This is a genomic window from Kaistia defluvii (assembly GCF_040548815.1).
Taxonomy (GTDB): domain Bacteria; phylum Pseudomonadota; class Alphaproteobacteria; order Rhizobiales; family Kaistiaceae; genus Kaistia; species Kaistia defluvii_A.
This window is the reverse complement of record NZ_JBEPSM010000001.1, coordinates 2,624,249-2,649,202: the sequence shown is the minus strand read 5'-3', so window position 1 is coordinate 2,649,202 and position 24,954 is coordinate 2,624,249. Positions and strand designations below refer to the sequence as shown.

23 protein-coding genes are annotated in these 24,954 nt (G+C 65.7%); 12 read left to right on the top strand and 11 right to left on the bottom strand.

Going from position 1 to position 24,954, the window contains the following annotated elements:
* The first annotated feature begins 148 nt into the window (after positions 1–148).
* Positions 149–1,957, top strand: a complete 1,809-nt coding sequence (locus ABIE08_RS12420) for a M3 family oligoendopeptidase (protein ID WP_354551321.1) — start codon at positions 149–151, stop codon at positions 1,955–1,957.
* Positions 1,958–2,243: 286 nt separating this feature from the next.
* On the opposite strand, the gene ABIE08_RS12415 is transcribed toward ABIE08_RS12420, so the two are convergent.
* The gene (locus tag ABIE08_RS12415) at positions 2,244–4,142 is read right to left on the bottom strand and encodes an ABC transporter ATP-binding protein (protein WP_354551319.1); all 1,899 of its coding nucleotides are present in this window, start codon (positions 4,140–4,142) and stop codon (positions 2,244–2,246) included.
* Between the two features lie 223 nt (positions 4,143–4,365).
* Between ABIE08_RS12415 and ABIE08_RS12410 the strand changes: the two genes are divergently transcribed.
* From ABIE08_RS12410 to ABIE08_RS12375, 8 genes are all read left to right on the top strand, one after another.
* Positions 4,366–4,590 (top strand): AbrB/MazE/SpoVT family DNA-binding domain-containing protein, encoded by a 225-nt coding sequence (locus ABIE08_RS12410; RefSeq protein WP_354551317.1) that lies wholly within the window; start codon positions 4,366–4,368, stop codon positions 4,588–4,590.
* Entirely contained in the window at positions 4,587–4,979 is a 393-nt protein-coding gene (locus ABIE08_RS12405) for a type II toxin-antitoxin system death-on-curing family toxin (protein ID WP_354551316.1), read from the top strand. Before ABIE08_RS12410 ends, ABIE08_RS12405 begins: the two co-directional genes overlap by 4 nt.
* 100 nt (positions 4,980–5,079) lie before the next feature.
* A complete protein-coding gene (locus tag ABIE08_RS12400) occupies positions 5,080–6,435 on the top strand; it encodes an ABC1 kinase family protein (RefSeq protein ID WP_354551315.1) in 1,356 nt (451 codons plus the stop codon).
* A gap of 202 nt (positions 6,436–6,637) precedes the next feature.
* Entirely contained in the window at positions 6,638–6,763 is a 126-nt protein-coding gene (locus tag ABIE08_RS12395) for an aa3-type cytochrome c oxidase subunit IV (protein ID WP_354551313.1), read from the top strand.
* Positions 6,764–6,868: 105 nt separating this feature from the next.
* Complete coding sequence (locus ABIE08_RS12390; protein WP_354551312.1) at positions 6,869–8,068, top strand: Re/Si-specific NAD(P)(+) transhydrogenase subunit alpha; 1,200 nt, start codon at positions 6,869–6,871, stop codon at positions 8,066–8,068.
* Between the two features lie 2 nt (positions 8,069–8,070).
* Positions 8,071–8,562 (top strand): proton-translocating transhydrogenase family protein, encoded by a 492-nt coding sequence (locus ABIE08_RS12385; protein WP_354551310.1) that lies wholly within the window; start codon positions 8,071–8,073, stop codon positions 8,560–8,562.
* 10 nt (positions 8,563–8,572) lie between these two features.
* A complete protein-coding gene (locus ABIE08_RS12380; protein ID WP_354551309.1) occupies positions 8,573–9,979 on the top strand; it encodes an NAD(P)(+) transhydrogenase (Re/Si-specific) subunit beta in 1,407 nt (468 codons plus the stop codon).
* 381 nt (positions 9,980–10,360) lie between these two features.
* Complete coding sequence (locus tag ABIE08_RS12375) at positions 10,361–11,110, top strand: DUF6065 family protein (RefSeq protein ID WP_354551307.1); 750 nt, start codon at positions 10,361–10,363, stop codon at positions 11,108–11,110.
* Positions 11,111–11,160: 50 nt separating this feature from the next.
* On the opposite strand, the gene ABIE08_RS12370 is transcribed toward ABIE08_RS12375, so the two are convergent.
* The 4 genes from ABIE08_RS12370 to ABIE08_RS12355 form a co-directional block, all read right to left on the bottom strand.
* Positions 11,161–11,988 carry a tetratricopeptide repeat protein gene (locus tag ABIE08_RS12370; RefSeq protein ID WP_354551687.1) on the bottom strand — a complete coding sequence of 276 codons (828 nt, stop codon included), beginning with the start codon at positions 11,986–11,988 and terminating at the stop codon, positions 11,161–11,163.
* A 219-nt stretch (positions 11,989–12,207) separates the two neighbouring features.
* Positions 12,208–12,438 carry a 30S ribosomal protein S21 gene (rpsU, locus tag ABIE08_RS12365; protein WP_018181327.1) on the bottom strand — a complete coding sequence of 77 codons (231 nt, stop codon included), beginning with the start codon at positions 12,436–12,438 and terminating at the stop codon, positions 12,208–12,210.
* A gap of 455 nt (positions 12,439–12,893) precedes the next feature.
* A complete protein-coding gene (locus ABIE08_RS12360; protein ID WP_354551306.1) occupies positions 12,894–13,616 on the bottom strand; it encodes a DUF1013 domain-containing protein in 723 nt (240 codons plus the stop codon).
* A gap of 808 nt (positions 13,617–14,424) precedes the next feature.
* Positions 14,425–15,426, bottom strand: coding sequence for an NAD(P)H-quinone oxidoreductase (locus ABIE08_RS12355; protein WP_354551304.1), 1,002 nt, complete (start codon positions 15,424–15,426; stop codon positions 14,425–14,427).
* Here ABIE08_RS12355 and ABIE08_RS23610 point away from each other — a divergent pair.
* Positions 15,392–15,712 carry a DUF1192 domain-containing protein gene (locus ABIE08_RS23610; protein WP_436409525.1) on the top strand — a complete coding sequence of 107 codons (321 nt, stop codon included), beginning with the start codon at positions 15,392–15,394 and terminating at the stop codon, positions 15,710–15,712. The two genes, ABIE08_RS12355 and ABIE08_RS23610, sit on opposite strands and share 35 nt — an antisense overlap.
* A 238-nt stretch (positions 15,713–15,950) precedes the next feature.
* Complete coding sequence (rcdA, locus tag ABIE08_RS12345) at positions 15,951–16,478, top strand: protease adaptor protein RcdA (protein ID WP_354551302.1); 528 nt, start codon at positions 15,951–15,953, stop codon at positions 16,476–16,478.
* Between the two features lie 108 nt (positions 16,479–16,586).
* On the opposite strand, the gene rpmE is transcribed toward rcdA, so the two are convergent.
* A complete protein-coding gene (gene rpmE, locus ABIE08_RS12340) occupies positions 16,587–16,811 on the bottom strand; it encodes a 50S ribosomal protein L31 (protein WP_266330388.1) in 225 nt (74 codons plus the stop codon).
* A gap of 236 nt (positions 16,812–17,047) precedes the next feature.
* On the opposite strand from rpmE, the gene ABIE08_RS12335 reads away from it, so the two are divergent.
* Complete coding sequence (locus ABIE08_RS12335; RefSeq protein ID WP_354551300.1) at positions 17,048–18,850, top strand: ABC transporter transmembrane domain-containing protein; 1,803 nt, start codon at positions 17,048–17,050, stop codon at positions 18,848–18,850.
* Positions 18,851–19,055: 205 nt separating this feature from the next.
* Here ABIE08_RS12335 and ABIE08_RS12330 read toward each other — a convergent pair whose 3' ends face one another.
* From ABIE08_RS12330 to gap, 5 genes are all read right to left on the bottom strand, one after another.
* Positions 19,056–20,084, bottom strand: coding sequence for a peptidoglycan -binding protein (locus ABIE08_RS12330; RefSeq protein ID WP_354551299.1), 1,029 nt, complete (start codon positions 20,082–20,084; stop codon positions 19,056–19,058).
* A 3-nt stretch (positions 20,085–20,087) separates the two neighbouring features.
* Positions 20,088–21,101, bottom strand: coding sequence for a flagellar motor protein MotA (locus ABIE08_RS12325; protein WP_354551297.1), 1,014 nt, complete (start codon positions 21,099–21,101; stop codon positions 20,088–20,090).
* 244 nt (positions 21,102–21,345) lie between these two features.
* Positions 21,346–22,377, bottom strand: a complete 1,032-nt coding sequence (locus ABIE08_RS12320; protein ID WP_354551295.1) for a class I fructose-bisphosphate aldolase — start codon at positions 22,375–22,377, stop codon at positions 21,346–21,348.
* Positions 22,378–22,565: 188 nt separating this feature from the next.
* Positions 22,566–23,765 (bottom strand): phosphoglycerate kinase, encoded by a 1,200-nt coding sequence (locus ABIE08_RS12315; protein WP_354551294.1) that lies wholly within the window; start codon positions 23,763–23,765, stop codon positions 22,566–22,568.
* A gap of 112 nt (positions 23,766–23,877) precedes the next feature.
* Positions 23,878–24,885 (bottom strand): type I glyceraldehyde-3-phosphate dehydrogenase, encoded by a 1,008-nt coding sequence (gene gap / locus ABIE08_RS12310; RefSeq protein WP_266330200.1) that lies wholly within the window; start codon positions 24,883–24,885, stop codon positions 23,878–23,880.
* Positions 24,886–24,954: the final 69 nt, after the last annotated feature.

The following is a 24,954-nucleotide window of genomic DNA, read 5'->3' as shown; positions in this document are numbered from 1 at the left end:
ACCCGTGCGGCCCCGATGCGCCGATGCGCACCGTTCGATCACGCGGGTTGATCGAGAGGGGGGTGGGCCCCTAAGTATGGACCATCTTTCTCGCGCTATCGGATCCTCCATGCCCTTCATCAATGCGATCCCGAAGAGCTCGGCTCACATGAGCTCCGCTCTTGCCACCCAGCCCGCCGATGCGGCGCTTGGCGCACTGCCGGAGTGGAATCTGGCCGACCTCTATCCCGGCATGGACTCGCCCGCGCTGGCCGCCGACCTCGCCCGGGCGCAGACCGATTCGGTCGCCTTCGAGACCGCCTACAAGGGCAAGCTGGAAGCGCTCGCCCGCGATGGCGGCCTGGTCGAGGCGATCGTCGCCTGCGAGACGCTGGAGGAATTGCTCGGCCGTATCATCTCCTATGCCGGTCTCGTCTATTCCGGCGACACCACCGATCCGGTAGGCGCCAAGTTCTATGGCGACGTGCAGCAGAAGATCACCGATGCCGGAACGCATCTGCTGTTCTTCACGCTTGAGCTGAACCGGATCGAGGACAGCGTGCTCGAGACCGCGATGCAGGCGGATGCCAGGCTCGCGCATTACCGGCCGTGGATCGAGGATGTCCGCAAGGAGAAGCCGTACCAGCTCGAGGATCGCGTCGAGCAGCTCTTCCACGAGAAGTCGGTCACCGGCCGCGGCGCCTGGAACCGGCTGTTCGACGAGACGATGGCCTCGCTTCGCTTCGACGTGAACGGCGAGGAGCTGACGCTCGAGCCGACGCTGAACCTGATGCAGGATCCGGACGAGGCCAAGCGCAAGGCGGCCTCCGATGCGCTGGCGGCGACCTTCAAGGAAAACATCCGCCTGTTCACCCTGGTCACCAACACGCTGGCCAAGGACAAGGAAATCTCGGATCGCTGGCGCGGCTTCGAGGATGTTGCGGCCTCCCGCCACCTCGCCAACCGGGTCGAGCCCGAAGTGGTCGATGCGCTGGTCGCGGCCGTGCGCGAGGCCTATCCGCGCCTGTCGCACCGCTACTACAAGCTGAAGGCCAAGTGGTTCGGCAAGGATGCGCTCGATCATTGGGATCGCAACGCGCCGCTGCCGAAGGTGCCGGGCCGCACCATTCCCTGGACCGAGGCGCGCGACACCGTGCTGTCGGCCTATGGCGATTTCGCGCCGGAAATGGCCGAGATCGCCAGGGAATTCTTCGACAAGAACTGGATCGACGCGCCCGTGCGCCCGGGCAAGTCGCCCGGCGCCTTCGCGCATCCGACGGTGCCCTCCGTGCATCCCTATGTCCTGCTCAACTACCAGGGCAAGACGCGGGACGTGATGACGCTGGCGCACGAGCTCGGCCATGGCGTGCACCAAGTGCTGGCCGCGCCGCAGGGCGCGCTGATGGCGCCGACGCCGCTGACGCTGGCCGAAACCGCCAGCGTGTTCGGAGAGATGCTGACCTTCCGCGCGCTGCTCGACAGCCAGACCGACCCGGTCCAGCGCAAGGCGATGCTCGCCTCAAAGGTCGAGGACATGATCAACACGGTCGTGCGCCAGATCGCCTTCTATTCGTTCGAGCGCAAGGTCCACATCGCCCGTCGCGAGGGCGAGCTGACCTCCGACCAGCTGAACGCGATCTGGATGGAAGTCCAGGTCGAGAGCCTGGGCCCGGCGATCCGCCTCGGCTCCGGCTACGAGACGTTCTGGACCTACATCCCGCACTTCATCCATTCGCCGTTCTACGTTTACGCCTATGCGTTCGGCGACTGCCTGGTGAACTCGCTCTATGCCGTCTACCGGCAGTCGGAGAGCGGCTTCCAGGAGAAGTACTTCGACCTGTTGAAGGCAGGCGGCACCAAGCACCATTCGGAGCTTCTGGCGCCCTTCGGCCTCGACGCGACGGACCCATCCTTCTGGCAGAAGGGCCTTTCAGTGCTCGAAGGCTTCATCTCCGAGCTGGAAGCGATGGAGGCGTAATTCGCCGCGCCAGTTTCTGGTATCGAAAAGGCCGCGCCCGAACAGGCGCGGCCTTTTTGTTTGTGCAGGCATCCATGCTCCGTTCGCACGGGCGCACGAGGAGGGGGCGTCCTAACTTGGAACTCCATCCTCATCCCGAGGTGCCCGGCGAAGCCGGGCCTCGAAGGAGGGTTCAAGGAACACCGTTGCTTGGGACCGCCACACGGCTTTCGCCCGCTGGATCCTCCTTCGAGGCTTCGCTGGCGCGAAGCGCCTCAGGATGATGGTGGAGCCTGTAGAAGGCTGCCTACAAACTCGCCTGCGCCCGGTAGAGCCGGGCATAGGCGCCGTTTGCCGTGATCAGCGCCTCGTGGCTGCCTTCCTCGACGATGCCCGACTCGGTCAGCACAAGGATCCGGTCGGCCCGCTGCACGGTCGACAGGCGGTGGGCGATGACCAGAGTCGTGCGCGAGCGCGCCAAAGTAAGCAGCGCCTGCTGCACGGCCCGTTCGCTCTCATTGTCGAGCGCGCTGGTCGCCTCGTCGAAGATCAGGATCGGTGCGTCCTTCAGCATGGCGCGGGCGATTGTCAGCCGCTGCTTCTGCCCGCCGGAGAGCTTCACCCCGCGCTGGCCGATGTCGCTGTCGTAACCGTCCGGCAGCGCCAGGATGAAGTCATGCGCGTTGGCAGCCCGCGCCGCCGCCTCGACCTCGGCATCGGTGGCATCGGGCCGGCCGTAGCGGAGGTTCTCCATCACCGTGCCGGCGAAGAGGTAGACGTCCTGCTGCACGATGCCGATGTTCCGCCGCAGCGCATCGAGCCGGATGTCGCGGATGTCGATGCCGTCGACGAGGATCCGCCCTTCCGTCACGTCGTAGAAGCGCGGGATCAGCGCACAGAGCGAGCTCTTGCCCGCGCCGGACGCGCCGACGAGCGCCACGAACTCTCCCGGCCGGATCGAGAGCGACAGGTTGCGGAGCACATGCGGGCCATCCTCCTCGTAGCGGAATCCGACCTTTTCGAAGGCGATCGCGCCGCGGGCGCGGCCGAGGGCGATCGCGCCGGGGCGATCCTGGATGTCAGGCTCCGTCTCGAAGATCTCCATCACCCGCACGAAGCCGGTGAAGCCGCTCTGCCAGAGGCGGGCGAGGTTGGCGAGACGGTCGACCGGGTCGACTAGCACGCTGACGCAGAGCAGGAAGGTCAGCAGTTCGGCAACGCCGAGCCCGGCTTCAACGACCCGGACCGCGCCGGCGACGATCACCATGACCGTCACGATCTGCGGGAACACCGTGGTGCCCGACCAGAGAAACGCCTCGCTGCGATAGCCTATGCGCCGGCCCTCGAGAAAGCGCTGGTTGGCAATTTCAAAGCGCTGGTTCTCCAGCGCCTCGTTGGCGAAGGACTGCACGACGCGGATGCCGGCGAGGGAATCCTCGACCCGCTCGCTGACGCCGCCGACCCGCTCCTTCACCTGCAGCATGGCGGCGTTGACGCGGTTGTTGAAATAGAGCGCGTAGAAGGCCGCCGGCGGAATGAAGGCGAGGATCATCAGGGCGAGCGGAACGTCGAGCGTGAACAGGATCGCTGTCACGCCGCCGAACTTGAGGACCGCGATGGCGAGGTCCTCCGGGCCGTGGTGATAGAGCTCGCCCACGTCGAACAGGTCGTGCGTGACGCGGCTCATCAGCTGGCCGACGCGCTGGCGGTCGTAGAAGCGGAAGGAGAGCTTCTGGCAGTGGGCGAAGAGCTCGCGCCGGAGCGCCGCCTCCATCTTGGCGCCCATCATGTGGCCCTGATAGTCGACGAAGAGGGTCGCGAATGCCTGCACGACGAGCAGGGCCAGCATCAGCCCGCCCATGGCGTAGATCGCGGGTAGCGTCGACGACGGATCGTCCGCGCCGATCAGCAGGCGCGTCACATGGTTGGCGCAGAGCGGCAGCAGCAGCGCCGTCACGGAGATCAGCACGGCGCAGGCGAGGTCAAGCGCCAGCAGCGGCAGATAGGGCCGGTAGTAGCCGAGCAGCTTGGCAAGCCGCGCGCGGGTCAGCCGCGGCGTCGAGGCCTCGGTCGGATCTTCCGATAGCAAAGCAGCGCGCGGAAAGGCGCGTTCGGCATTCGCGGCGGATGGAGCGGGAAGAGGGGAGTGTTCGCTTTCGCTAGCGGCGTCGTCGCGCGCCTGCATTTCCGGAGAACGGATAAGCATAGAGTCTCATGTCCTGGTGGTTTTCAAAGGCTTCCTTCTGGTTGGACATGAGGGTTCTCATCGGATGCTCCCGGTCTCTCGTTTGGCGACCCGGCACTATGATCGCGCGGGCCACGCCGGGCAATGTCGAGGGGGTGGAAACCGGCCGACCGTGACTTTTCGGCACCGGCGATGGCCATCCGGTCATGAATGTTGTACATTCTGTATAACCGGAGTGTGCGCCATGAAGCTCGAAATCAAGAAGATCGGCAATTCGACCGGTCTGATTTTGCCGAAGGAACTGCTCGCGAGGCTCGACCTGCAGCAGGGCCAATGGCTGAGCGTGACCGAAAATGCCGATGGCTCCATCCGCCTTTCGCCCTTTGATCTGGAATTCGACAAGGCGATGCGCATCGTCGACGACGTCATGGACGAATACCGCGATACCCTGCGGGAACTGGCGAAGTGAGCGAGCCGCGCTGGCTCACCCTGGAGGAGGTGCTGGTCGCGCATGAGCGGCAGATCGCCAAATTCGGAGGGCCGGCGGGGATACGGGACGCGGGTGCGCTGGAATCGGCGTTGGTCCGGCCTCGCAACAAGTTGGTGTATGGCGGAACCGATTTAGCCAGCCTGGCTGCGGCCTATGCGTTCGGCATCGCGCGCAACCATCCCTTTGTCGACGGTAACAAGCGCGCCGCCTTCGTCGCGATGATGCTGTTCCTGCGTCTCAACGATGTGCGTTTCGCGCCGTCTCCGGCCGAGGCGACGCTCGCCATTCTCGGGCTTGCTGCGGGCGAGATCTCCGAGGAAAACCTGGCCCGCTGGATTCGGGAGAGACTTCCCCCAGCGACCGAGTAGCGCGGCGGGTTTTTCCGGCGTCGGCTTGCTTCTGGCTTTCGGCACCGCATCTTAGGGGCACGCTTCCCTTCGCGTCTCCTTCCCGAGAGAGCTTGCCCCCATGTCCGATTCCGAACGCAACCGTCTTACCGGCCGCCTGTCCCGCTATGCCCGCGTCGGCGTGAATGTCGGCGGCGTCGCGGCCAAGGTGGCAGGGGCGCGGCTGTTCGGCGGCTCGCTCGACAAGGGCAAGAATGCTTCGGAACTGGCCGCCGCGCTGGGCGGGCTGAAGGGGCCGTTGATGAAGGTCGGGCAGATCCTCTCGACCGTGCCCGACCTCGTGCCGCCGGAATATGCCGAGGAACTGTCGCAGTTGCAGGCCAATGCGCCGCCGATGGGCTGGCCCTTCGTCAAGCGGCGCATGCAGGCGGAGCTCGGTCCGAACTGGGAAAAGCGCTTCCAGCTTTTCGAGCATGCGCCGGCCGCGGCCGCCTCGCTCGGCCAGGTGCATCGCGCCATCGCCGGGGATGGCAAGGCGCTGGCGGTCAAGCTGCAATATCCCGACATGCAGTCGGCCGTCGAAGCCGACCTCTCGCAGCTGAAGATCCTGTTCTCGGTCTATCGCCGGATCGACAAGGCGATCGACACCAGCGAGATCTTCGAGGAGATCGGAAACCGCATCCGCGAAGAGCTGGACTATGGCCGCGAGGCGCGCCACGCGCTGCTCTACAAGATCATGCTCGACGGCGAGACGCTGGTGCGCGTGCCGGAGGTGGAGCCGGCGCTCTCGACCAACCGGCTGCTCGCCATGCAATGGCTCGACGGCAACCGGCTGCTCGACTATCGCGACCGGCCGCTCGACGAGCGCAACCGGATCGCCACCGCCATGTTCAATGCCTGGTGGTCGCCCTTTGCCCGCTATGGCGTGATCCATGGCGATCCGCATCTGGGTAACTACACCGTGTTCGAGAACGAGGCGGGCGAGGCCGCCGGCATCAACCTGCTCGACTATGGCTGCGTGCGCATCTTCCCGGCCAAGTTCGTCGCCGGCGTGGTCGACCTGTTCCACGGGCTGCGCGACAACGACCGCGACCGGATCGTCTCGGCCTATGAGATCTGGGGCTTTGCCGGGCTTTCGAACGAATTGATCGAGGCGCTCAACATCTGGGCGCGCTTCATCTATGGCCCGCTGATCGACGATCGCGTCCGCACCATCGCTGATGGCGTGGCGCCTTCGGAATATGGCCGCCGCGAAGCGTTCCAGGTGCATCAGGTGCTGCGGGAGAAGGGGCCGGTGACGGTCCCGCGCGAATTCGTGTTCATGGACCGCGCGGCCGTCGGCCTCGGCTCGGTGTTCCTGCACCTGAAGGCGGAAATGAACTTCCATCGCCTGTTCGCCGAAACCATCGACGGCTTCGATCGCGACATGCTCGACCATCGCCAGAAGGCGGCGCTGGGCGGGGTCGGCCTGGCCTGAGCCCCTTCTCGCTGCATCGGTTGGCGGGGTAGGGGCTTGTTTGCCCCTCCGCCTGCGACATCACGCCCAATCGCCGTTTTTCAGCACCGCTAGAGTATGGCGAGGCCCGGTCCTTGCTATGGTGGCAATGGCGGATTGCCCGGCCTGCCCAAGTGTTGTAAAGGCCGCTCACGTTTGGTTTGCGCTGAAGGATGGATGCACCATGTCAGATAGCCCGATGGACTACCCGGAACATGAGAGAACCTACGCGTTCTTCACCGGCCTGACCAAATACGGCACGATCGCCTGCGTGGTGATCCTGGTGCTGATGGCGATTTTCCTGGTCTGAGTTCGACATAGACTCATCCGGCAGCCTGGCTGCCGGATGTCGCGATACCCGACGACTTGACTGAGCGGGCACATTGCGAGGCCCGCCGCTCCATAGGAAAACGCCATGAAGATTGGTGTGCCGGCGGAGGTGGACGGGCTGGAAAGCCGCGTTGCCGCGACGCCTGAGACGGTAAAGAAGTTCATCGCGCTGGGCGCCGAGGTGTCGGTGCAGTCTGGCGCCGGTGTCGCCTCGCGCATTCCCGATGCCGAGTATGCCGCTGCCGGCGCGACCATCGCGGCTTCCGCCGCCGATGCCGTGCGCGATGCGGATATCGTGCTCAAGGTTCGCCGGCCCCTCGCCGAGGAACTGCCAAACTACAAGCGCGGCGCGCTGATCGTCGCGACCATGGATCCCTATGGCCATGAGCAGGATGTCGTCGCCATGGCCGGCGCCGGCGTCACGGCGATCGCCATGGAGTTCATGCCGCGCATCACCCGCGCCCAGGTCATGGACATACTGTCGAGCCAGGCCAACCTCGCCGGCTACCAGGCCGTGATCGACGCGGCTTATGAATATGACCGCGCCCTGCCGATGATGATGACCGCCGCCGGCACCGTGCCGGCCGCCCGCATCTTCGTCATGGGCGCCGGCGTCGCCGGCCTGCAGGCCATCGCCACCGCCCGCCGTCTCGGCGCCGTGGTGACGGCGACCGACGTCCGCCCCGCCGCCAAGGAGCAGGTGGAATCGCTGGGCGCCAAGTTCGTCGCCGTCGAGGATGACGAGTTCAAGCAGGCCGAGACCGCCGCCGGCTACGCCAAGCCGATGTCGGCCGAATATCAGGCCAAGCAGGCGGCCCTCGTCGCCGAGCACATCAAGAAGCAGGACATCGTCATCACGACGGCCCTGATCCCCGGCCGCGCCGCGCCCCGCCTCGTCTCGGCGGCCATGGTCGCCTCGATGAAGCCGGGCTCGGTTCTGGTCGATCTCGCGGTCGAGCGCGGCGGCAACGTTGAGGGCGCCAAGCCCGGCGAGGTCGCACTTGTCGACGGCAAGAAGATCGTCGGCCACCTGAACGTCGCCGGCCGCATCGCCGCGACCGCGTCGCAGCTTTATTCCAAGAACCTGTTCGCCTTTGTCGAAACGCTGATCGACAAGGCCGCCAAGACCGTCGCCGTCAATTGGGACGACGAGCTGGTCAAGGCGACCGTGCTGACGCGCGACGGCGCCGTCGTCCATCCGGCCTTCAAGCCGAAGGACGCGCCGGCGCCAGTGCCGGTCGAAGAGCCGAAGCCGATTCTCGTTGCTGAGCAGGGGGCCAGCTGAACATGGCAAGTCTTACGCCCGATCAGGCGGCTAGCGCCGCCAAGTCTGCTGCCGACGCCGCAAGCGCCGCGGCGAGTGCCGCGCAGGAAGCTGCCGCCGCCGCGCAGATCTATGCGGACCAGGCGGCCGGTGGGCTCGGCGATGTCGCCGGCGCCGTCGCCCATGCGGTTTCCGGCGGGGCCATCGACCCCTTCGTCTTCCGCCTCTCGGTCTTCGTGCTGGCGATCTTCGTCGGCTATTACGTCGTGTGGCAGGTGACGCCGGCGCTGCATACGCCGCTGATGTCGGTCACCAACGCGATCTCCTCGGTCATCGTCGTCGGCGCGCTGCTCGCGGTCGGCGTCGATGCGGCGGTCGATGCGGCCGCTGCCTCCGGCCATGCCTGGGCGCAGGGCTTCGGCTTCGTCGCCCTGATCCTCGCCAGCGTCAACATCTTCGGTGGCTTCCTCGTCACCAGTCGCATGCTCGCCATGTACAAGAAAAAGACGAAGTGAGGCCGCGCCGATGACAACCGCAAATATCACGGCGCTGCTCTACCTCGTCTCCGGCGTGCTGTTCATCATGGCGCTGCGCGGGCTTTCGAGCCCGGCAACCTCGCGCCAGGGCAATCTGTACGGCATGGTCGGCATGGGGATCGCGATCCTCACGACGCTCGTGCTGGCGGCGCCCAAGAGCGGCACGGCGTGGGGCCTGATCATCGTCGGCCTCGCCATTGGCGGCGGCGCCGGCGCGATCATCGCCCGCCGTATCGCCATGACGCAGATGCCGCAGCTGGTCGCCGCCTTCCACTCGCTGGTCGGCCTCGCCGCCGTCATGGTGGCGGCAGCGGCCCTCTATGCCCCGGCCGCCTTCGGCATCGGCGATATCGGCCACATCCATGGCCAGGCGCTGGTCGAGATGTCGCTCGGCGTCGCCATCGGCGCGATCACCTTCACCGGCTCGGTCATCGCCTTCGCCAAGCTGAACGGCAACATGTCGGGCAAGCCGATCCTGCTGCCCGGCCGCCATTTCACCAATGCCGGCCTGTTCATCCTGCTGGTGGCGCTGGTCGTCGCGCTGGTGTTCACGGAAAGCCACCTGATCTTCTGGCTGATCGTGATCGTCAGCCTGGTTCTCGGCGGCCTGATCATCATCCCGATCGGCGGCGCCGACATGCCCGTCGTCGTGTCGATGCTCAACTCCTATTCGGGTTGGGCAGCGGCCGGCATCGGCTTCACGCTGGGCAACACGGCGCTGATCATCACCGGCGCGCTGGTCGGCTCGTCGGGCGCGATCCTTTCCTACATCATGTGCAAGGGCATGAACCGCTCGTTCATCTCCGTCATTCTCGGCGGCTTCGGTGGCGAGACGGCGGGCCCCGCCGGCGGCGGCGCGGTCGAGCAGCGCCCGGTCAAGCAGGGCTCGGCCGAAGACGCGGCCTTCATCATGAAGAACGCGTCCAAGGTCATCATCGTGCCGGGCTACGGCATGGCGGTCGCCCAGGCCCAGCACGCGCTGCGCGAAATGGCCGACAAGCTCAAGGCGGAGGGCGTCGAGGTCAAGTACGCCATCCATCCGGTGGCGGGCCGCATGCCGGGCCACATGAACGTGCTGCTGGCCGAGGCGAACGTGCCGTATGACGAGGTCTTCGAGCTCGAGGACATCAATTCGGAATTCGCGCAGGCCGACGTCGCCTTCGTCATCGGCGCCAATGACGTGACTAACCCGGCCGCGAAGACGGATCCGACCTCGCCGATCTACGGCATGCCGATCCTCGACGTCGAGAAGGCCGGCACGGTGCTGTTCATCAAGCGCGGCATGGGCTCGGGCTATGCCGGTGTCGAGAACGAGCTGTTCTTCAAGGACAACACGATGATGCTCTTCGCCGACGCCAAGAAGATGGTCGAGAACATCGTCAAGTCGCTCGGCTGATCTTCAGGCCGATGCAATATCTCGAAAAGGCCGCCTCCGGGCGGCCTTTTTGCGTTGGCACGTCCGAAGCGCCAAGGTCCTTGCGGCCCGAAGGGTTGACGTAGGGGAGGGCTTTCTTCAGGCTGCTTGCTGGGGGCGATTCAAACCCAATGGGGGTCCATGGATGACTGATCGCAAGCCTTACGTTCCGCCTGTCCTGTCCAAGCGTTCGAAGATCGGCCCAATCGTCGCGGCGGCATCGCCCGTCATCTGGACGCCAAGCTAATCGCTTTGCATGGTCCGTCGTCCGGACGGACCATGCATCAGATGCCGCGATCCGATCGCTGACGGCCGTCGGAAACCAAGTCGGAAACCAAGTCGGATGAAAGCGACCAGGCAAGCATGAAGCTCATCGCCTATGTGCTGGATGGCCACGAGCTCGACATCCGGCCGGCGCGGCCGAACCGGGCCTGGATGGACGCCTACTTCGAGCGATATGCCTATGGCTGCCTGCCGCTGCTGATGGCGAACATGCATGGCTGGGAGATCCTGTCGCCGGTGAGCTTCACGGCGATCTGGAACGGCGGCGCCAACAAGGATTGCGTCGCCATTCTCGCGGACGAGGATACGAACGGCGTCATCCTCAGCTTCTTCGGCGCTGGAATCATCACCTACAAGGTACCGGCCGTGTTCCGGACCGAGCCGGGTTACGACCTGATCATCCAGGCCCCGCCGAACAATCCGGTCGACGGCGTGTCGCCGCTCACCGGAATCGTCGAGATGGATTGGGCCTCGACCGTCGTCTCGATGAACTGGCAGCTGACCCGGCCGAATTTCGCCGTGCGGTTCAGGAAGGGGCAGCCGATCTGCCAGATCGTTCCCGTGAAGCGGGGCGAACTGGAGAGCTTCGAGCCGGAAAAGCGAAAGCTCTCCGACGATCCCGAACTCGCCGAATATATGCGGCAATGGGGCGAGAGGCGGGGCGTGTTCCAGCAGGCGCTGAAGGATCCCGATTCACCCGAGCGGCGGCAGAAATGGCCCGGAAACTACCGGCGCGGCACGGATGTCTTTGATGAGCGCGCGGCGCCGGGCGACCACCTGACCCGGCTTCGGCTGAAGCCCTTCGAGGATCCGGACGTCCAGCCAGAATAGCCGCGACGACGGCAGGCGGGGCTCCAAGCTGGTCCCCGCCCGATGTCAGCTTAGCTGGCGGGGGCCGTGCGGCGCATGCCGTCGCGGGCCGGGGCGTAGCCGGAATTGAGCGTGTGGGCGCGGTTGAAGGCGGCGTAGGCCGCGTCGCGCTCGCCCAGCTTCTCCAGCGCCAGGCCCTGGTTGGTCCAGCCCTGGTAATTGTCCTTGTCGCGGCGGACGACGGCGTTGAAGTCGTCGAGGGCTGCCTTGTAGTCGGCGGTCGCGAGATAGGACAGGCCACGGCCGAGATGCGGGGCGACCGCGTTCGGCGCATAGGTCATCGACGCGGTGAAATCGGCGATGGCGTCGTTGTGGCGGCCCTGGCCCTGATAGATCAGGGCGCGATTGTTGTAGGCCTTGGGATCTGTCGGCTCCAACTCGATCGCCTTGGAGAAATCGGCGAGCGCCATGTCGATCTGGCCCTGCGAGCGATAGAGATTGCCGCGGCCGACATAGGCTTCGTTGTAGCTCGGATTGATCTCGATCGAACGATTATAGTCCGACAGCGCCTGGCCGTTCTGGTTCAGCTTGCGCTGGACGAGGGCGCGGTTCGAATAGGCCTGGTAGAAGCCCGGATTGATCTCGATGGCGCGGTTGAAGTCGGCGAGCGCCTGGTCGTAGCGACCCGCGCGGCCGAGCGCCGTGCCGCGCACATTGTAGCCCGAGGCGTCGCTGGGATTCTGGTTCACGACCGAGCTGAGTGACGAGATGTTCGCTTCCGAGCCCATGGCGCGGTCGACATCGTCGAAATCGTGAACATTGGACGCCGTCTGGCAGCCTGCGAGCGCCAGCGCGCCGGCGAGCGCGATCCAGAGCGGTCGCTGCGCCAATCCGCCCATCGACCTCAAGGCAAGCTCCTGGCTGCCGATTGCGGTCGAGGCCGGGCTCGCGGATGAAAACCTGCCGAGCGCCATCATGAGCGTAGCTCCCAAACGGGCGCCCATGGCGAATGGAAAGGGCGCAAGAAAACAAAAGGAAACGAGCCCGAAACAACGGGCTCGTCACCTCTGAACTTCAAAGCGAAAAAGCAGGCGAAAGCAGGGCGATGCCCTGGCTTATCAACGCTTCGGCTTGGGAGCCGCGACGATGCCGCCTTCGCGCTGGGCGCGCTTGCGAGCCAGCTTGCGAGCACGACGGACGGCTTCCGCCTTCTCGCGTGCCTTCTTCTCCGAGGGCTTCTCGTAGAAGTTGCGCAGCTTCATCTCACGGAAGATGCCTTCACGCTGCATCTTCTTCTTGAGAGCCTTGAGCGCCTGATCGACGTTATTGTCGCGAACGAGTACCTGCACGCGGGAGCGTCCTATCTTGATCCGGTCCGGATGAAATCTCGGGGGAGACGAGGCAGGGCGACAAAAGCCGCTTATCAACACCGTCCCAATTGTGGTCGCTCTCATAGCAGAAGGGGGGAGGCGATGTCAAAGCGGAGAGCCGCCGAAACAAGGTAAATTCTCGTTTTCGCCGGGTCAGCGTGGCTTTTTGGCCCGCGTTCCGGGAGCGAGAGCCCGGAATCCGCGAGCGCTAGAGGCCGCCACAAGGCTGATTCAAGCAGAATCCGGCGCTGGAAGCAATTCTTCGCGAGTGAGTCGCAATCGCACGTCGCGCCTCGCCTCAAGGAATCGTGGCGGCGGGCAAAGAAAAGGCCCCGCCCGGTGGGCGAGGCCATTGTGTCGGGATCTGTCAGGCGCCGGCTGAGGGGGCGGGGAGGGCTGTTGGAGCCCCGCCCGTCCGGCCGCGTGGCCCGGGATCAGGCCTCGTCTTCGTCCTCGTCGACGGGGCCCTTCAGCGACTTCAGCTTGGCAAAGACGGCGTCGGCGTCCAGCTCGTCGTCCTGCGGCTCTTCCTGGCGATAGGAGCGCAGGGCAGCCGAGGCCAGGGCGTCGGCGGCGGTCGTCTCTTCCGTCGGCAGCAGGGTCTCGCCCTCGGCGCCGATTTCACGCGGCGGGGCGTTCTTGGCGGCCTTCTCGACTTCGAAATCGAGGTCGATCTGCGAGCACAGGCCGAGCATGACCGGGTCGGACGGCGTCAGATTGGTGGAATTCCAGTGGCTGCGGCCGCGGATCGAATCGATCGTCGGCTTGGTCGTGCCGACCAGACGCATGATCGCGGCGTCCTTCAGCTCCGGATGGTTGCGTAGCAGCCAGAGAATGGCGTTGGGGCGATCCTGACGGCGCGACACCGGCGTGTAGCGCGGACCCTTGCGCTTCTGCACGGGAACGCGGACGCGCGTCTCGGCCATCTTCAGCCGGTACTTCGGATCCTTCTGGGCGCGGTCGATTTCCTCGCGCGTCAGCTGGCCCGTCGTCACAGGATCGAGGCCCTTGATCGTCTGGGCAGCCTCGCCGTCGGCGATTGCCTTCACTTCGAGCGGGTGAAGCTTGCAGAAATCGGCGATCTGGTCGAAGCCGAGAGAGGTATTCTCGACGAGCCATACGGCGGTTGCCTTTGGCATCAGCGGGATAGTCGACATAATTCTCTCCTGGTCGCTCTCCCGGTGGTCGGCCGGAGGAGCAGAGCAATCGTCTGAATGACGGGAATGGGCCGATATATAGACCGGTGCCTTTCCCGACGCAAACAATGCTTGCCGAGGGAAACGCCAAGCTGGCCTTTCCCGATCCCTCGATCGACGACAAAAGCCGGATGCGACCGTGGTCGCATCCGGCAATCTTGCGTTCGCCCGCCGCAGAATTACGGGGCGGGGGTCGACGGAGCCGGCGTTGCCGGGGCCGGGGTGGCCGGAGCAGGGGTAGCCGGAGCAGGCTCAGGGGTCGACGGCGCGGGCGCCGGGGCCGGAGCGGGCTCAGCAGGCTTCGCGGGTTCCGGAGCCGGGGTAGCCGGGGCGGGGGCCGGCGTGGACTGCTCGACGGCTGCCGGCGTGGGCGGCGCGACGTGCGTGCGGGACTTCCACCAGAAATAGGCGATCACCAGAACGATGATGACGACGACGACCCAAACCCAAGTATTTTGGCGTTGCATGTTGTCCTCCGGGGTGCGTGTTGCACCGACAAGCGCAATCTTACATCGAATCGTCCCCTTCCAAGAAGAGGAAACGATGGGTTACGTTTTACGCGGTCTCGAAATCTACTGCATGGAGGCTGATCAAGGGCGTAAGCCCGCCGATTCTCAGCCTCTATCCAGCGGATCTCGACGGGGAGCCACCGATGTTACGCTTGGCAGCGCCGGCGAACTTCGACGCTCCCCAGAGGGGCAACGGCTCTCGCCCGCTCTGGTTTCAGCGGGCGAACCATTTTCGCGCGGGAGGGGCGCGGCCGGGTCACTCAGACGGTCAGGACGATCTTGCCGATATGGCCGGAGCTCTCCATCCGCCGATGCGCTTCCGCGGCCTGCAGCAGCGGGAAGGTGGCATCGATGCGCGGCAAGACTTCGCGCCGCTCGATGAGAGGCCACACCTTTTCCTGGAGCGCGCGGGCAATGCCCGCCTTGAAGGCGATGGTGCGCGGGCGCAGTGTCGATCCCGTCAGGGTGAGGCGCTTGGCGAGCAGGCGGGTGAAGTTCACGTCGGCGATCGGCCCGTTCAGGAAGGCGATCTGGCCGATATGGCCGTCCAGCGCGGCGGCGTCGAAATTGCGCTCGATATAGTCGCCGCCCACCATGTCGAGGATGACATCGGCGCCGTGGCCATCGGTCACCGCCTTCACGACGCTGACGAAATCCTCCGTATGGTAGTTGATGGCGTGGCTGGCGCCGAGCTCGATGCAAGCGGCGCATTTCTCGGCCGATCCAGCCGTTGCCAGCACGGTGGCGCCGAACGCCTTAGCCAGCTGGATCGCCGTGGTGCCGATGCCGGACGTGCCGCCATGCATGAGGAAGACATCGCCCGCCTTCAGGCCGCAGCGCTCGAAGACATTGTGCCAGACGGTGAAGAAGGTCTCGGGCAGGGCGGCCGCCTCGACCAGGCTCAGGCCCTTGGGCACGGGGAGGGCATTGGACTCGTGGACGGCGACATATTCGGCATAGCCGCCGCCGGCGACCAGCGCCGTCACGGTATCGCCGATGGCGAAGCGCGTGACATTGCGGCCGAGCGCCACGACATGGCCGGCGACCTCCAGGCCCGGCAGGTCGGAGGCGCCCTTGGGCGGCGGATAATGACCCTGCCGCTGCGCAACATCCGGTCGGTTGACGCCGGCCGCCGCCACCTGGATCAAGATCTCGTGCTCGAACGGGTGCGGCACGGGGCGCTGGGTCGGCTGCAGAACGTCCGGCCCGCCCGGCTCGGAAATGGCGATGGCGGTCATGGTTTCGGGAACAGCGTTCATCAACGTCTCCTTGGACTTCGGCGCCCTGACTGGCAAAGGCCGATTCAATATTGCTATCTTTGAACCAGGCGGGACCCAAAAACGAGTGGAGCGCATCATGGCCCTTTTCGACGACGTCCCGGTGGAAAAGCCGTCGCCGCATCGGATCGGCGAGGATCTGGGGCGGCTTTCGATCGATGAACTGACCGACCGCATCGCCTTGATGGAGGGCGAAATCGCGCGGCTGCGCGAGGCGATCGCCGCCAAGACGGCGTCGCGCGAGGCGGCTTCTTCCTTCTTCAAGACGTGAGGGACGGAGCACCACGGCGGCGTTAACGGCTCGTTAAGGTTTCGGGAGCCTTAATGAGGCGATCCAGCGATCTGGATGTGACTGAAGCGTTCTGTTGGTCTCCTCCCTCTGTCGCCTCACAAGAGCCGTTCATCGCGGCTCTTTTTTTGACTTCCGGGTTCGCAGGAGTCAAAATCCGGAAAACTTGCGCCCCGCTTGCCCCTGGTGGACGAGCACGGCTGCGCAGTGGAATGGCTTCATGACAGACGATAGCCCTGGGCAAATCGATCCGCCGGTCGTTTTCGGCAGGCGGTTTGCCTTTTCGGACACTTTCCGTGGCCTTTTCCGGGAAGGAATGCTGCTCGTCGAAGAGACGGCGGCCTATCTGGACGGCGACGGCCGGGCCGAATCACGCGACCTCCCGCGCGCCGCCTCGCTCACCTACGCCACCGAATCGATGCGGCTGACGACCCGGCTGATGCAGATCGCCTCCTGGCTGCTGCTGCAGCGCGCGGTCAACGAGGGCGAGATGACCTTCGAGCAGGCGGGTACGGAAAAGGCCAAGGTGCGGCTGCGCGGCTTCGGCACGCTGACCGAGGGGCCGAACTGGCAGGACCTGCCGGTGCGGCTGCGCGAGCTGATCGAGCATTCGGTGCGGCTGCAGGAGCGCGTCATCCGCCTGGACGATGCCATGTACAACGCCGCCAATGCCGAGGAGCCTGCCGAGAACCCGGTCAGTCGCCAGCTCGGCCAGCTGGCGCGCGCGTTCGGCTCGGGCGGCGAATAGGCGCCCGGCGCTCGCCGGCAGCAGCCCTATCGGCAGCCAACATCCGGACAAACAAAAACCCCGGCCAATGACCGGGGTTTTCTTATTCCAGTACTTCGAACGGGCGAATTAGCTGCCCATGAAGCCCTTGAACTTGTTGTTGAAGCGCGAGACGCGGCCGGCGCGGTCGAGCAGGGTCTGGTTGCCGCCGGTCCAGGCCGGGTGCGTCGACGGGTCGATGTCGAGGTTCATGACCGAACCCTCTTCGCCATAGGTCGACTTGGTCAAATATTCGGTCCCGTTCGTCATCACGATCTTGATCGTGTGGTAGTCGGGATGAATGCCATTCTTCATCGTCTGGTCCTCGCGGCTCGGTCCGTTGGACCGCATGGTCGTCGCCCGCCGAAGCGGAAGCGCCGTCCTGATCAATGGGGAAAACGGCTGCTTGCGACCGGCCGTCCTGTGGGGCGACGATATAGCCCAGCGTTCCGGCCGGCACAAGAGGCGGCTTGCCTTGAAACACTGCCGCCGTCAGTGCATCTAGGCGCCATCGAGGCGATCGCCTCCGGGAATGACTGAGACGGGTGCCTATGGCGGACCGAGACGCGATACCGAGCGACGCCGCGGGCGCTGCCAAGACTGGCCGCCGCTCGCTGCGGCCGCTGGCCATGCTGCGGCCCTATGTGTTGCGCCGCAAGCCGCAGCTGGTCGGTGCGATCCTCGCGCTGGTGATGGCGGCGCTGGCAACCCTGACCGTGCCGTTGGCCGTCCGCCGCATGATCGACCACGGCTTCACCGCCGACAATGCCGGCACGATCAACGTCTATTTCATGGCCCTGATCGGCGTCGTCGCGGTGCTGGCCACCGCCTCCAGCCTGCGCTTCTATTTCGTCACCTGGCTCGGCGAGCGCGTCGTCGCCGACCTCCGGGCCGACGTTTTCCGCCATCTTTCAGCCCTCGGCATCGATTTCTTCGACCGCAACCGCTCCGGCGAGATCGCCTCGCGGCTCACGGCAGACACGACGCAGATCAAGTCGGTCGCCGGCGCCAGCATCTCGATCGCGCTGCGCAACCTGGTGATGTTCATCGGCGGCGTGGCGATGATGATCGTCACCAGCCCCAAGCTTTCCGGCCTCGTGCTGATCGCGCTGCCGATCGTCGTGCTGCCGCTGGTCGGCTTCGGCCGCCGCGTCCGGCTGCGCTCGCGCAAGGCGCAGGACCTGCTGGCGGACGCCTCCGCCTATGCCTCGGAAGCCGTCGGCGCGATCCGCATCGTCCAGGCTTTCACGGCCGAGGCGACGGTGGCGCGGCGATTCGCCGAAAGCGTCGAGGGCGCCTTTGTCGCGGCCCGCAATTCGACGGTTGCCCGCGCGGCGCTGACCGGCTTCGGCATCTTCATGGTGTTCGCCAGCATGGTCGCCGTGCTGTGGTGGGGCGCGCACGACGTCATGGCCGGCCGGATGACGCCGGGCACGCTCGGCCAGTTCCTGATCTATGCGGTGATCGGCGCCGGTGCGCTCGGCGAGCTCTCGCAGGTCTGGGGCGACATTTCCAACGCGACCGGCGCCGCAGAGCGGCTGGCCGAAATCCTGGCCGAAAAGCCGTCGATCGCCGCACCTTCGAAGCCGCAGCGACTGGCCGAGCCGGTCCGGGGCGCCGTGGCGTTCGAGGATGTCGGCTTTGCCTATCCCGAAGGCGGGCGGGGCCCGGCGATCCGCCATATCGGCTTCCGCGTCGAGCCGGGCGAGCGCGTCGCCGTGGTCGGTCCGTCCGGGGCCGGCAAGAGCACGCTCTTCAACCTGATGCTGCGCTTCTACGATCCGCAGCAGGGCCGCGTGACGGTGGACGGCGTCGATATCCGCGATCTCGATCCCGTCGCGCTGCGCAGCCATATCGCCATCGTGCCGCAGGATACGGTGGTGTTCGCCGCGAGTGCGGCGGAGAATATCGGCATCGGCCATCCCGGCGCCGACCGCGACGCGATTAAGCGCGCGGCCGTCTCCGCCCATGCCGACGCGTTCCTGGTGACGCTGCCGGAAGGCTACGAGACCGAACTCGGCGAGCGCGGCGTGACGCTTTCCGGCGGCCAGCGCCAGCGCATTGCGATCGCCCGCGCCATCCTCAAGGACGCGCCGATCCTGCTGCTCGACGAGGCGACGTCGGCGCTCGACGCCGAGAGCGAAGTCGCCGTTCAGGATGCGTTGGATGAATTGATGGTCGGCCGCACGACGATCGTCATCGCCCACCGCCTGGCGACGATCCTCAAGGCCGACCGCATCCTGGTCATGGACGGTGGCGCCATCGTCGAGGAAGGCACGCACGAGGCCCTCGTGCGCCATGGCGGCCTCTATGCGAGGCTCGCCCGCCTGCAGCTCCGCGAAGACGCCGCCTGAGCCTCAGGCGGCGACGAGACGGCGCTCGGTGACCCGACTGGCGTCATCCCGGACGCGGCGAAGCGAAGATCCGGGATCTATTCAGCCGCGCGATCGGGGAGGCCATCCTCCAGCGCCCAGGCTGGATGGATCCTCGCTTGCGCGAGGATGACGGCGGAGGGGTGGCGGCGGGCGGACTGATTTCCCGGTCGCTGTCAGAGCGCGCCTACCGCTCGGTGAGCTTCAGCTCGATGCGGCGGTTGCGGGCGTAGGCGGCGTCGTCATTGCCCTGGACCAAGGGCTGGAACTCGCCAAAGCCGGCCGCGACCAAATGGATCGGCTGGACGCCCTGGTCGACCAGGAAGCGCACCACTGCGATGGCGCGGGCGGCCGACAGTTCCCAGTTGTTGCGATAGCGGCCGGAACCGGAAAGCGGACGCGCGTCGGTGTGGCCGTCGACGCGCAGGACCCAGGCGATCTCGGGCGGGATCTCGCCCTCCAGCACCTTGAGCGCATCGGCGAGCTTGGTCATCTCGACGCGGCCTTCGTCGTTGATCTCGTCGGAGCCCGACGGGAACAGCACTTCCGACTGGAAGACGAACCGGTCGCCGACGACGGTGATATCCGGCCGGTTGCCGAGGATCTCGCGCAGGCGGCCGAAGAAGTCGGAGCGATAGCGCGACAGTTCCTGCACGCGCTGCGCCAGCGCGACGTTCAGGCGGCGGCCGAGATCGGCGATCTTCGTCTGGCTCTCGGTATCGCGCTTTTCCGAAGCGCCGAGCGCCTCTTCCAGCGCACCGATCTGGCGGCGAAGGGCGGCGATCTGCTGGTTGAGGATCTCGACCTGCGACAGCGCCTTCTGGCTGACGACCTTCTCGTTTTCGAGTGCCTTGGTGATGATGGCGATCTGGCCCTCGGCGGACCCGGCGGCCGCGGTCGACGTATCCGCCGCGCCTTTCAGCCGGTCGCGCTCCGCCTCGGCCGAGGCGAGGCTCGCCTGCAGGCTCGCCAACTGGTCGGCAGCATCCTGCTTGCCCGCCCGTTCCATGGCCAGCAGTTCGGTCAATTCGGCGATCTGGCCGTTCAGACGGTTCAGCACCGTGTCCTTGCCGGTGATCTCGCGTGTCTGCAGGAATTGCAGCAGCGCGAAGATCGACAGCAGAAAGATGAAGACGAGCAGGAGGTTCGACAGCACGTCGACAAAGGCCGGCCAGACATCGCTCCTGGCCTCGCGACGGCGTCCGCGAACGGCCACCGCCTACTCCCCGGCCGGCTGCTTGAGGGCCTTGGCGATCACTTCCAGCAATTGCTGCATTTCGCGTTGCTGGTCGGCCTGCTGCTCCACCCAGCCGCGCACGACCTGCTGCTCGCTGCGCATGTGCTGCACGAGGCCCTGGATGCCTTCGGCAAGATTGGCCATGGCGGCCGTGGCGCGCTGCGTCGACCCGCCGGAGCCGCCGCCGCCTTCATGCACGGCAGCCGTCAGCCGTTCGATGGCGACGCGCAGGTCCTCGCCCGAGGAGGCCGCGCCTTCGCGAACGTCGAGCATGCTCGGATCGAGGTCGGTGACCGTCGAGAGCCAGTCTTCCAGCTCGGTATAGAACTTGTTCTGCGCCTGTCCGGCCTGAAGATCGAGGAAGCCCAGGATCAGCGATCCGGCCAAGCCGAACAGCGAGGACGAGAACGCCGTTCCCATGCCCTTCAATGGTCCCTCAAGCCCGGACTTCAAATCCTCGAAGATCACGGAGCTGTCGCCGGTGCCGACATTCAGGTTGCGGATCGCGTCGGCGACCGCGCCGACCGTCTCCAGCAGGCCCCAGAAGGTGCCGAGGAGGCCGAGGAAGATCAGCAGGCCGGTGAGGTAGCGCGAGGTGTCACGGTCCTCGTCCAGGCGCATCAGGATCGAATCGAGCACCGAGCGCATGGTCTGGGTCGAGATCGACATGCGGCCGATGCGGTCGCCGAGGATGGCGGCCATCGGCGCCAGCAGAACCGGCGCGCGGTCCATCTCGATCGAGCGATCGGCGTTGCGGAAGCCGTTGACCCAGCGGATTTCCGGGAAGATCCGGATGACCTGGCGAAAGGCCAGCAGGATGCCGATGAACAGCACGCCGATGATGACGCCGTTCAGGGCCGGGTTGGCGAGGAAGGAGGTGTAGACCTGGCGGTAGAGGATCAGCGCCACGAAGGCGGCGATGATGAGGAAGATGATCATCCGCCACAGATAGACCTGTGGGCTGGCAAGTTTGTAAGGGTCGAAGTCTCTTGCCATCGTTCTCCGCCGGATCACGCTGCGTCTCGTTTCGCTCCGCATGTCCCGCCACCAGATGCTTGCGCTGGCCGAACTGCCAAGTCTCGGATCGAGAGTGCCAAGTCCTTTCCCAGCGTGCGGCGCGGCAGGCCGCGTCGCACTCCGGTGATCAAGGTTTAACGTGATTTGACGGAGGATAGAAAGTCCTTAACGCGTCGCGGCGCGAGCGGAAGACGCTTTCCCCTCCGTCATTTGCGCCCGGCGCTCAATCGGCCTGACGCTCCAGCTCCGCCGTCCACTCGCCGAGCGAGGCGAGGCCGTTCATGCGCGCCCGGTGCAGGAAGGCGTGCTGCCCCGCGGCGACGTTCTCCGGCTTGCCGGCCCACGCCTTGAGGGCGGCTGCCTGGAGCGCGCGGCCGTAGGAGAAGGTGATCTTCCAGGGGCGGTTCGGGATCTGGTTGATCAGCGACAGATGCTCGGTCGCCAGCACGTCGGACTGGCCACCCGACAGGAAGGCGATGCCCGGAACGCTGGTCGGCACGGTTGCGTGGAACGCGGCGACGGTCCGCTCGGCAACCTCGGACGGGGCGGCGTTCTGGCCGCTATCCTTGCCGGGCACGATCATGTTCGGCTTGAGGATCATGCCGGTCAGGTCGACGCGGGCCTTTTCCAGTTCGTTGAACACGGCCTCGAGCGTCGCCTCCGTGACCTTCTGGCAGGTCTCGATCGTGTGGGTGGCGTTCGGATTGTCCATCAGGACTTCCGGCTCGACGATCGGCACGATGCCGTTTTCCTGGCAGAGCGCGGCATAGCGGGCCAGCGCATGCGCATTGGCGGAAAGCGCGCCCGGCGTCGGCAGGTTCGCGCCGATGGTGATAACGCCGCGCCATTTGGCGAAACGCGCGCCCAGCTTGTAGTATTCGACCAGCCGTTCGCGCAGGCCGTCCAGGCCTTCGGTGACCGTCTCGCCCGGATAGAAGGCGAGGGGCTTGGCGCCCATGTCGACCTTGATGCCGGGGATCGAACCATTGGCCTGGATCAGTTCGACCAGCGTCCGGCCGTCGCGGGCGGACTGGCGGATCGTCTCGTCGAACAGGATGACGCCCGAAATGTGCTCGCGCATCGCCGTATCGGCTGAGAACAGCATTTCGCGATAGTCGCGGCGGCTGTCCGCCGTCGATTCGAGAGCGATCCCATCGAAACGCTTCTTGATCGTGCTCGAGCTTTCATCCGCCGCGAGAATGCCCTTTCCGGGTGCGACGAGACGACGGGCAATATCCTGAAGGCTTTCGGTCATGCGGAGCGATCTCTTCCCAAACGCGGACCTGGACCGTCCAGGCCGCCCGTAGGCTGCATAGCGCGTCGGGATAGGTTTTGCACTGCAAAATTAAACGCTTCCGAGCCGCTAAAGCTCGGAAGTTGTTTAATTTTACAGATCAAATTATCGCAAAGAGCGGAACCGTCTGCTGTTGCAGTGCGGGATACTCAGCCGTTCCGGCGCAGCACTTCGACGCCGGGGAGGGGCTTGCCTTCCAGCCATTCGAGAAACGCGCCGCCCGCCGCGGAGACATAGGTGAAATCTTCGCTGACGCCGGCATGGTTCAGCGCCGCCACCGTATCGCCGCCGCCGGCGACCGACAGCAGCTTACCGGCCTTGGTGCGCTGGGCGGCGTGGCGGGCCACCTCGACCGTGCCGCGGTCGAACGGCTCCATCTCGAAGGCGCCGAGCGGGCCGTTCCAGACCAGCGTCGCCGCTTCGTCGATGGCGGAATTGATGCGGGCGACCGACAGCGCGCCGACGTCGAGGATCATGCCGTCATCCGGAATGGCGTCGATGCCATAGGTCTGGGTCGGCGTGTGCGCCTGGAAGTGATAGGCGACGGTCGCATCGACCGGCAGGATGATGGCGCAGTTGGATTCCTGCGCCTTGATCAGGATGCGGCGGGCGGTGTCGGCCAGGTCCTTCTCGCAGAGCGACTTGCCGATCGAATAGCCCTGGGCGTGCAGGAAGGTGTTGGCCATGCCGCCCCCGATCACCAGCGCGTCGACCTGGGTGACGAGGTTTTCGAGCAGCTCGATCTTGGAGGAGACCTTGGCGCCGCCGACGACGGCGATCACCGGGCGCTGCGGGCTGGTCAGCGCCTTTTCCAGCGCCTCGAGCTCGGCCTGCATGGCGCGGCCGGCATAGGCCGGCAGCTGGTGGGCGAGGCCCTCGGTCGAGGAATGGGCGCGGTGCGCAGCCGAGAAGGCGTCGTTCACATAGATGTCGCCCAGTTCGGCGAGCGCGCTGGTGAAGATCGGATCGTTCTTCTCTTCGCCCTTGTGGAAGCGGGTGTTCTCCAGAAGCAGCACGTCGCCGTCCGACATCTTGGCGATCGCGGCGGCCGCGTCATTGCCGATGCTGTCATTGGCGAAGGCGACCGGACGGCCGAGCAGCGTCTCCAGCGCCGGCACGACCGGGCGCAGCGTCATCTCGGCGACGCGCTCGCCCTTGGGGCGGCCGAAATGCGCCAGCAGGATCGCCTTGCCGCCGCGCTTCGTCACGTCGCGGACGGTCGGCAGGATGGCGCGGATGCGCGTGTCGTCGCTAACCATGCCGTCCTTCATCGGGACGTTGAGGTCGACGCGGATCAGGACGCGCTTGCCCTTGACGTCGGCGGTATCGAGGGTCCGGAAGGTCGACATGCGCGCTCTCTCCTACAGGGCGTGGATCGCCCTTCAATGTGAAAATGGCCCGGAGATCGTCCGGGCCATCTGGTTCTAGCTGATCTGGTTTCGCCGGATCAAATCGTCTCGATCAAATCGTCTTGGCGAAATAGGCCGTCATGTCGGCCATGCGGTTCGAGAAGCCCCACTCATTGTCGTACCAGGCCAGCACGCGGACGAAGTTGCCCTCGATGACCTTGGTCTGGTCGAGGTGGAACGTCGAGGAGTGCGGGTCGTGGTTGAAATCGTGCGAGACGTTCGGCTGGTCGGTGATCGCGAGCACGCCCTTGAGCGGGCCGGCAGCCGCTGCCTTCATCGCCGCGTTGATCTCGTCGACCGTCGTGTTGCGCTCGGCGACGATCTTGAGGTCGATCAGCGAGACGTTCGGCGTCGGGATGCGGATGGCGCTGCCGTCGAGCTTGCCCTTCAGTTCCGGGATCACCAGGCCGATCGCCTTGGCGGCGCCGGTCGAGGTCGGGATGGCCGAAAGGGCGGCGGCGCGGCCGCGGTAGAGATCCTTGTGCATCGTGTCGAGCGTCGGCTGGTCGCCGGTGTAGGAATGCACCGTCGTCATGTAGCCGTGCTTGATACCGACCGTCTCCTGCAGGACCTTGGCGACCGGCGCCAGGCAGTTGGTGGTGCAGGAACCGTTCGAGATCACCAGGTGGTCCTTGGTGAGGCCCTCATGGTTGACGCCGAACACGGCGGTGTAGTCGGCGCCGTCGCAGGGAGCCGAGACGATGACGCGCTTGGCGCCGGCCGTGAGGTGAGCGGCAGCCTTGTCGCGGGTCGTGAAGATGCCCGTGCACTCGAGCGCGATGTCGATGTCGAGCTCCTTGTGCGGCAGCTCGGCCGGGTTGCGGATCGCGGTGACCTTGATCCGGCTCTTGCCGATGACCAGCGTGTCGCCGTCGACGATCACTTCATGCGGGAAGCGGCCATGGACCGAATCGAAGCGGAGCAGGTGGGCGTTGGTCTCGACCGGGCCGAGATCGTTGACCGTGACGACTTCGATGTCGGTCCGGCCCGACTCGACGATCGCACGAAGGATGTTCCGGCCAATTCGGCCGAAGCCATTGATAGCAACCCGCACCGCCATATTCGATCTCCTTGAGGCGCGTTACGCGCCTTCGTCCGTTTCGGCCGGGCGCGTGCCCGGCCGGGGTTC

Bases quoted from the DNA above. Each gene is read 5' to 3' on its own strand.
- ABIE08_RS12420 (WP_354551321.1), top strand. From the start codon at position 149: ATGAGCTCCGCTCTTGCCACCCAGCCCGCCGATGCGGCGCTTGGCGCA.
- ABIE08_RS12415 (WP_354551319.1), bottom strand. From the start codon at position 4,142: ATGCTTATCCGTTCTCCGGAAATGCAGGCGCGCGACGACGCCGCTAGC.
- ABIE08_RS12410 (WP_354551317.1), top strand. From the start codon at position 4,366: ATGAAGCTCGAAATCAAGAAGATCGGCAATTCGACCGGTCTGATTTTG.
- ABIE08_RS12400 (WP_354551315.1), top strand. From the start codon at position 5,080: ATGTCCGATTCCGAACGCAACCGTCTTACCGGCCGCCTGTCCCGCTAT.
- ABIE08_RS12395 (WP_354551313.1), top strand. From the start codon at position 6,638: ATGTCAGATAGCCCGATGGACTACCCGGAACATGAGAGAACCTACGCG.
- ABIE08_RS12390 (WP_354551312.1), top strand. From the start codon at position 6,869: ATGAAGATTGGTGTGCCGGCGGAGGTGGACGGGCTGGAAAGCCGCGTT.
- ABIE08_RS12385 (WP_354551310.1), top strand. From the start codon at position 8,071: ATGGCAAGTCTTACGCCCGATCAGGCGGCTAGCGCCGCCAAGTCTGCT.
- ABIE08_RS12380 (WP_354551309.1), top strand. From the start codon at position 8,573: ATGACAACCGCAAATATCACGGCGCTGCTCTACCTCGTCTCCGGCGTG.
- ABIE08_RS12375 (WP_354551307.1), top strand. From the start codon at position 10,361: ATGAAGCTCATCGCCTATGTGCTGGATGGCCACGAGCTCGACATCCGG.
- ABIE08_RS12370 (WP_354551687.1), bottom strand. From the start codon at position 11,988: ATGGGCGGATTGGCGCAGCGACCGCTCTGGATCGCGCTCGCCGGCGCG.
- ABIE08_RS12360 (WP_354551306.1), bottom strand. From the start codon at position 13,616: ATGTCGACTATCCCGCTGATGCCAAAGGCAACCGCCGTATGGCTCGTC.
- ABIE08_RS23610 (WP_436409525.1), top strand. From the start codon at position 15,392: ATGGCGGTCATGGTTTCGGGAACAGCGTTCATCAACGTCTCCTTGGAC.
- rcdA (WP_354551302.1), top strand. From the start codon at position 15,951: ATGACAGACGATAGCCCTGGGCAAATCGATCCGCCGGTCGTTTTCGGC.
- rpmE (WP_266330388.1), bottom strand. From the start codon at position 16,811: ATGAAGAATGGCATTCATCCCGACTACCACACGATCAAGATCGTGATG.
- ABIE08_RS12335 (WP_354551300.1), top strand. From the start codon at position 17,048: ATGGCGGACCGAGACGCGATACCGAGCGACGCCGCGGGCGCTGCCAAG.
- ABIE08_RS12325 (WP_354551297.1), bottom strand. From the start codon at position 21,101: ATGGCAAGAGACTTCGACCCTTACAAACTTGCCAGCCCACAGGTCTAT.
- ABIE08_RS12320 (WP_354551295.1), bottom strand. From the start codon at position 22,377: ATGACCGAAAGCCTTCAGGATATTGCCCGTCGTCTCGTCGCACCCGGA.
- ABIE08_RS12315 (WP_354551294.1), bottom strand. From the start codon at position 23,765: ATGTCGACCTTCCGGACCCTCGATACCGCCGACGTCAAGGGCAAGCGC.
- gap (WP_266330200.1), bottom strand. From the start codon at position 24,885: ATGGCGGTGCGGGTTGCTATCAATGGCTTCGGCCGAATTGGCCGGAAC.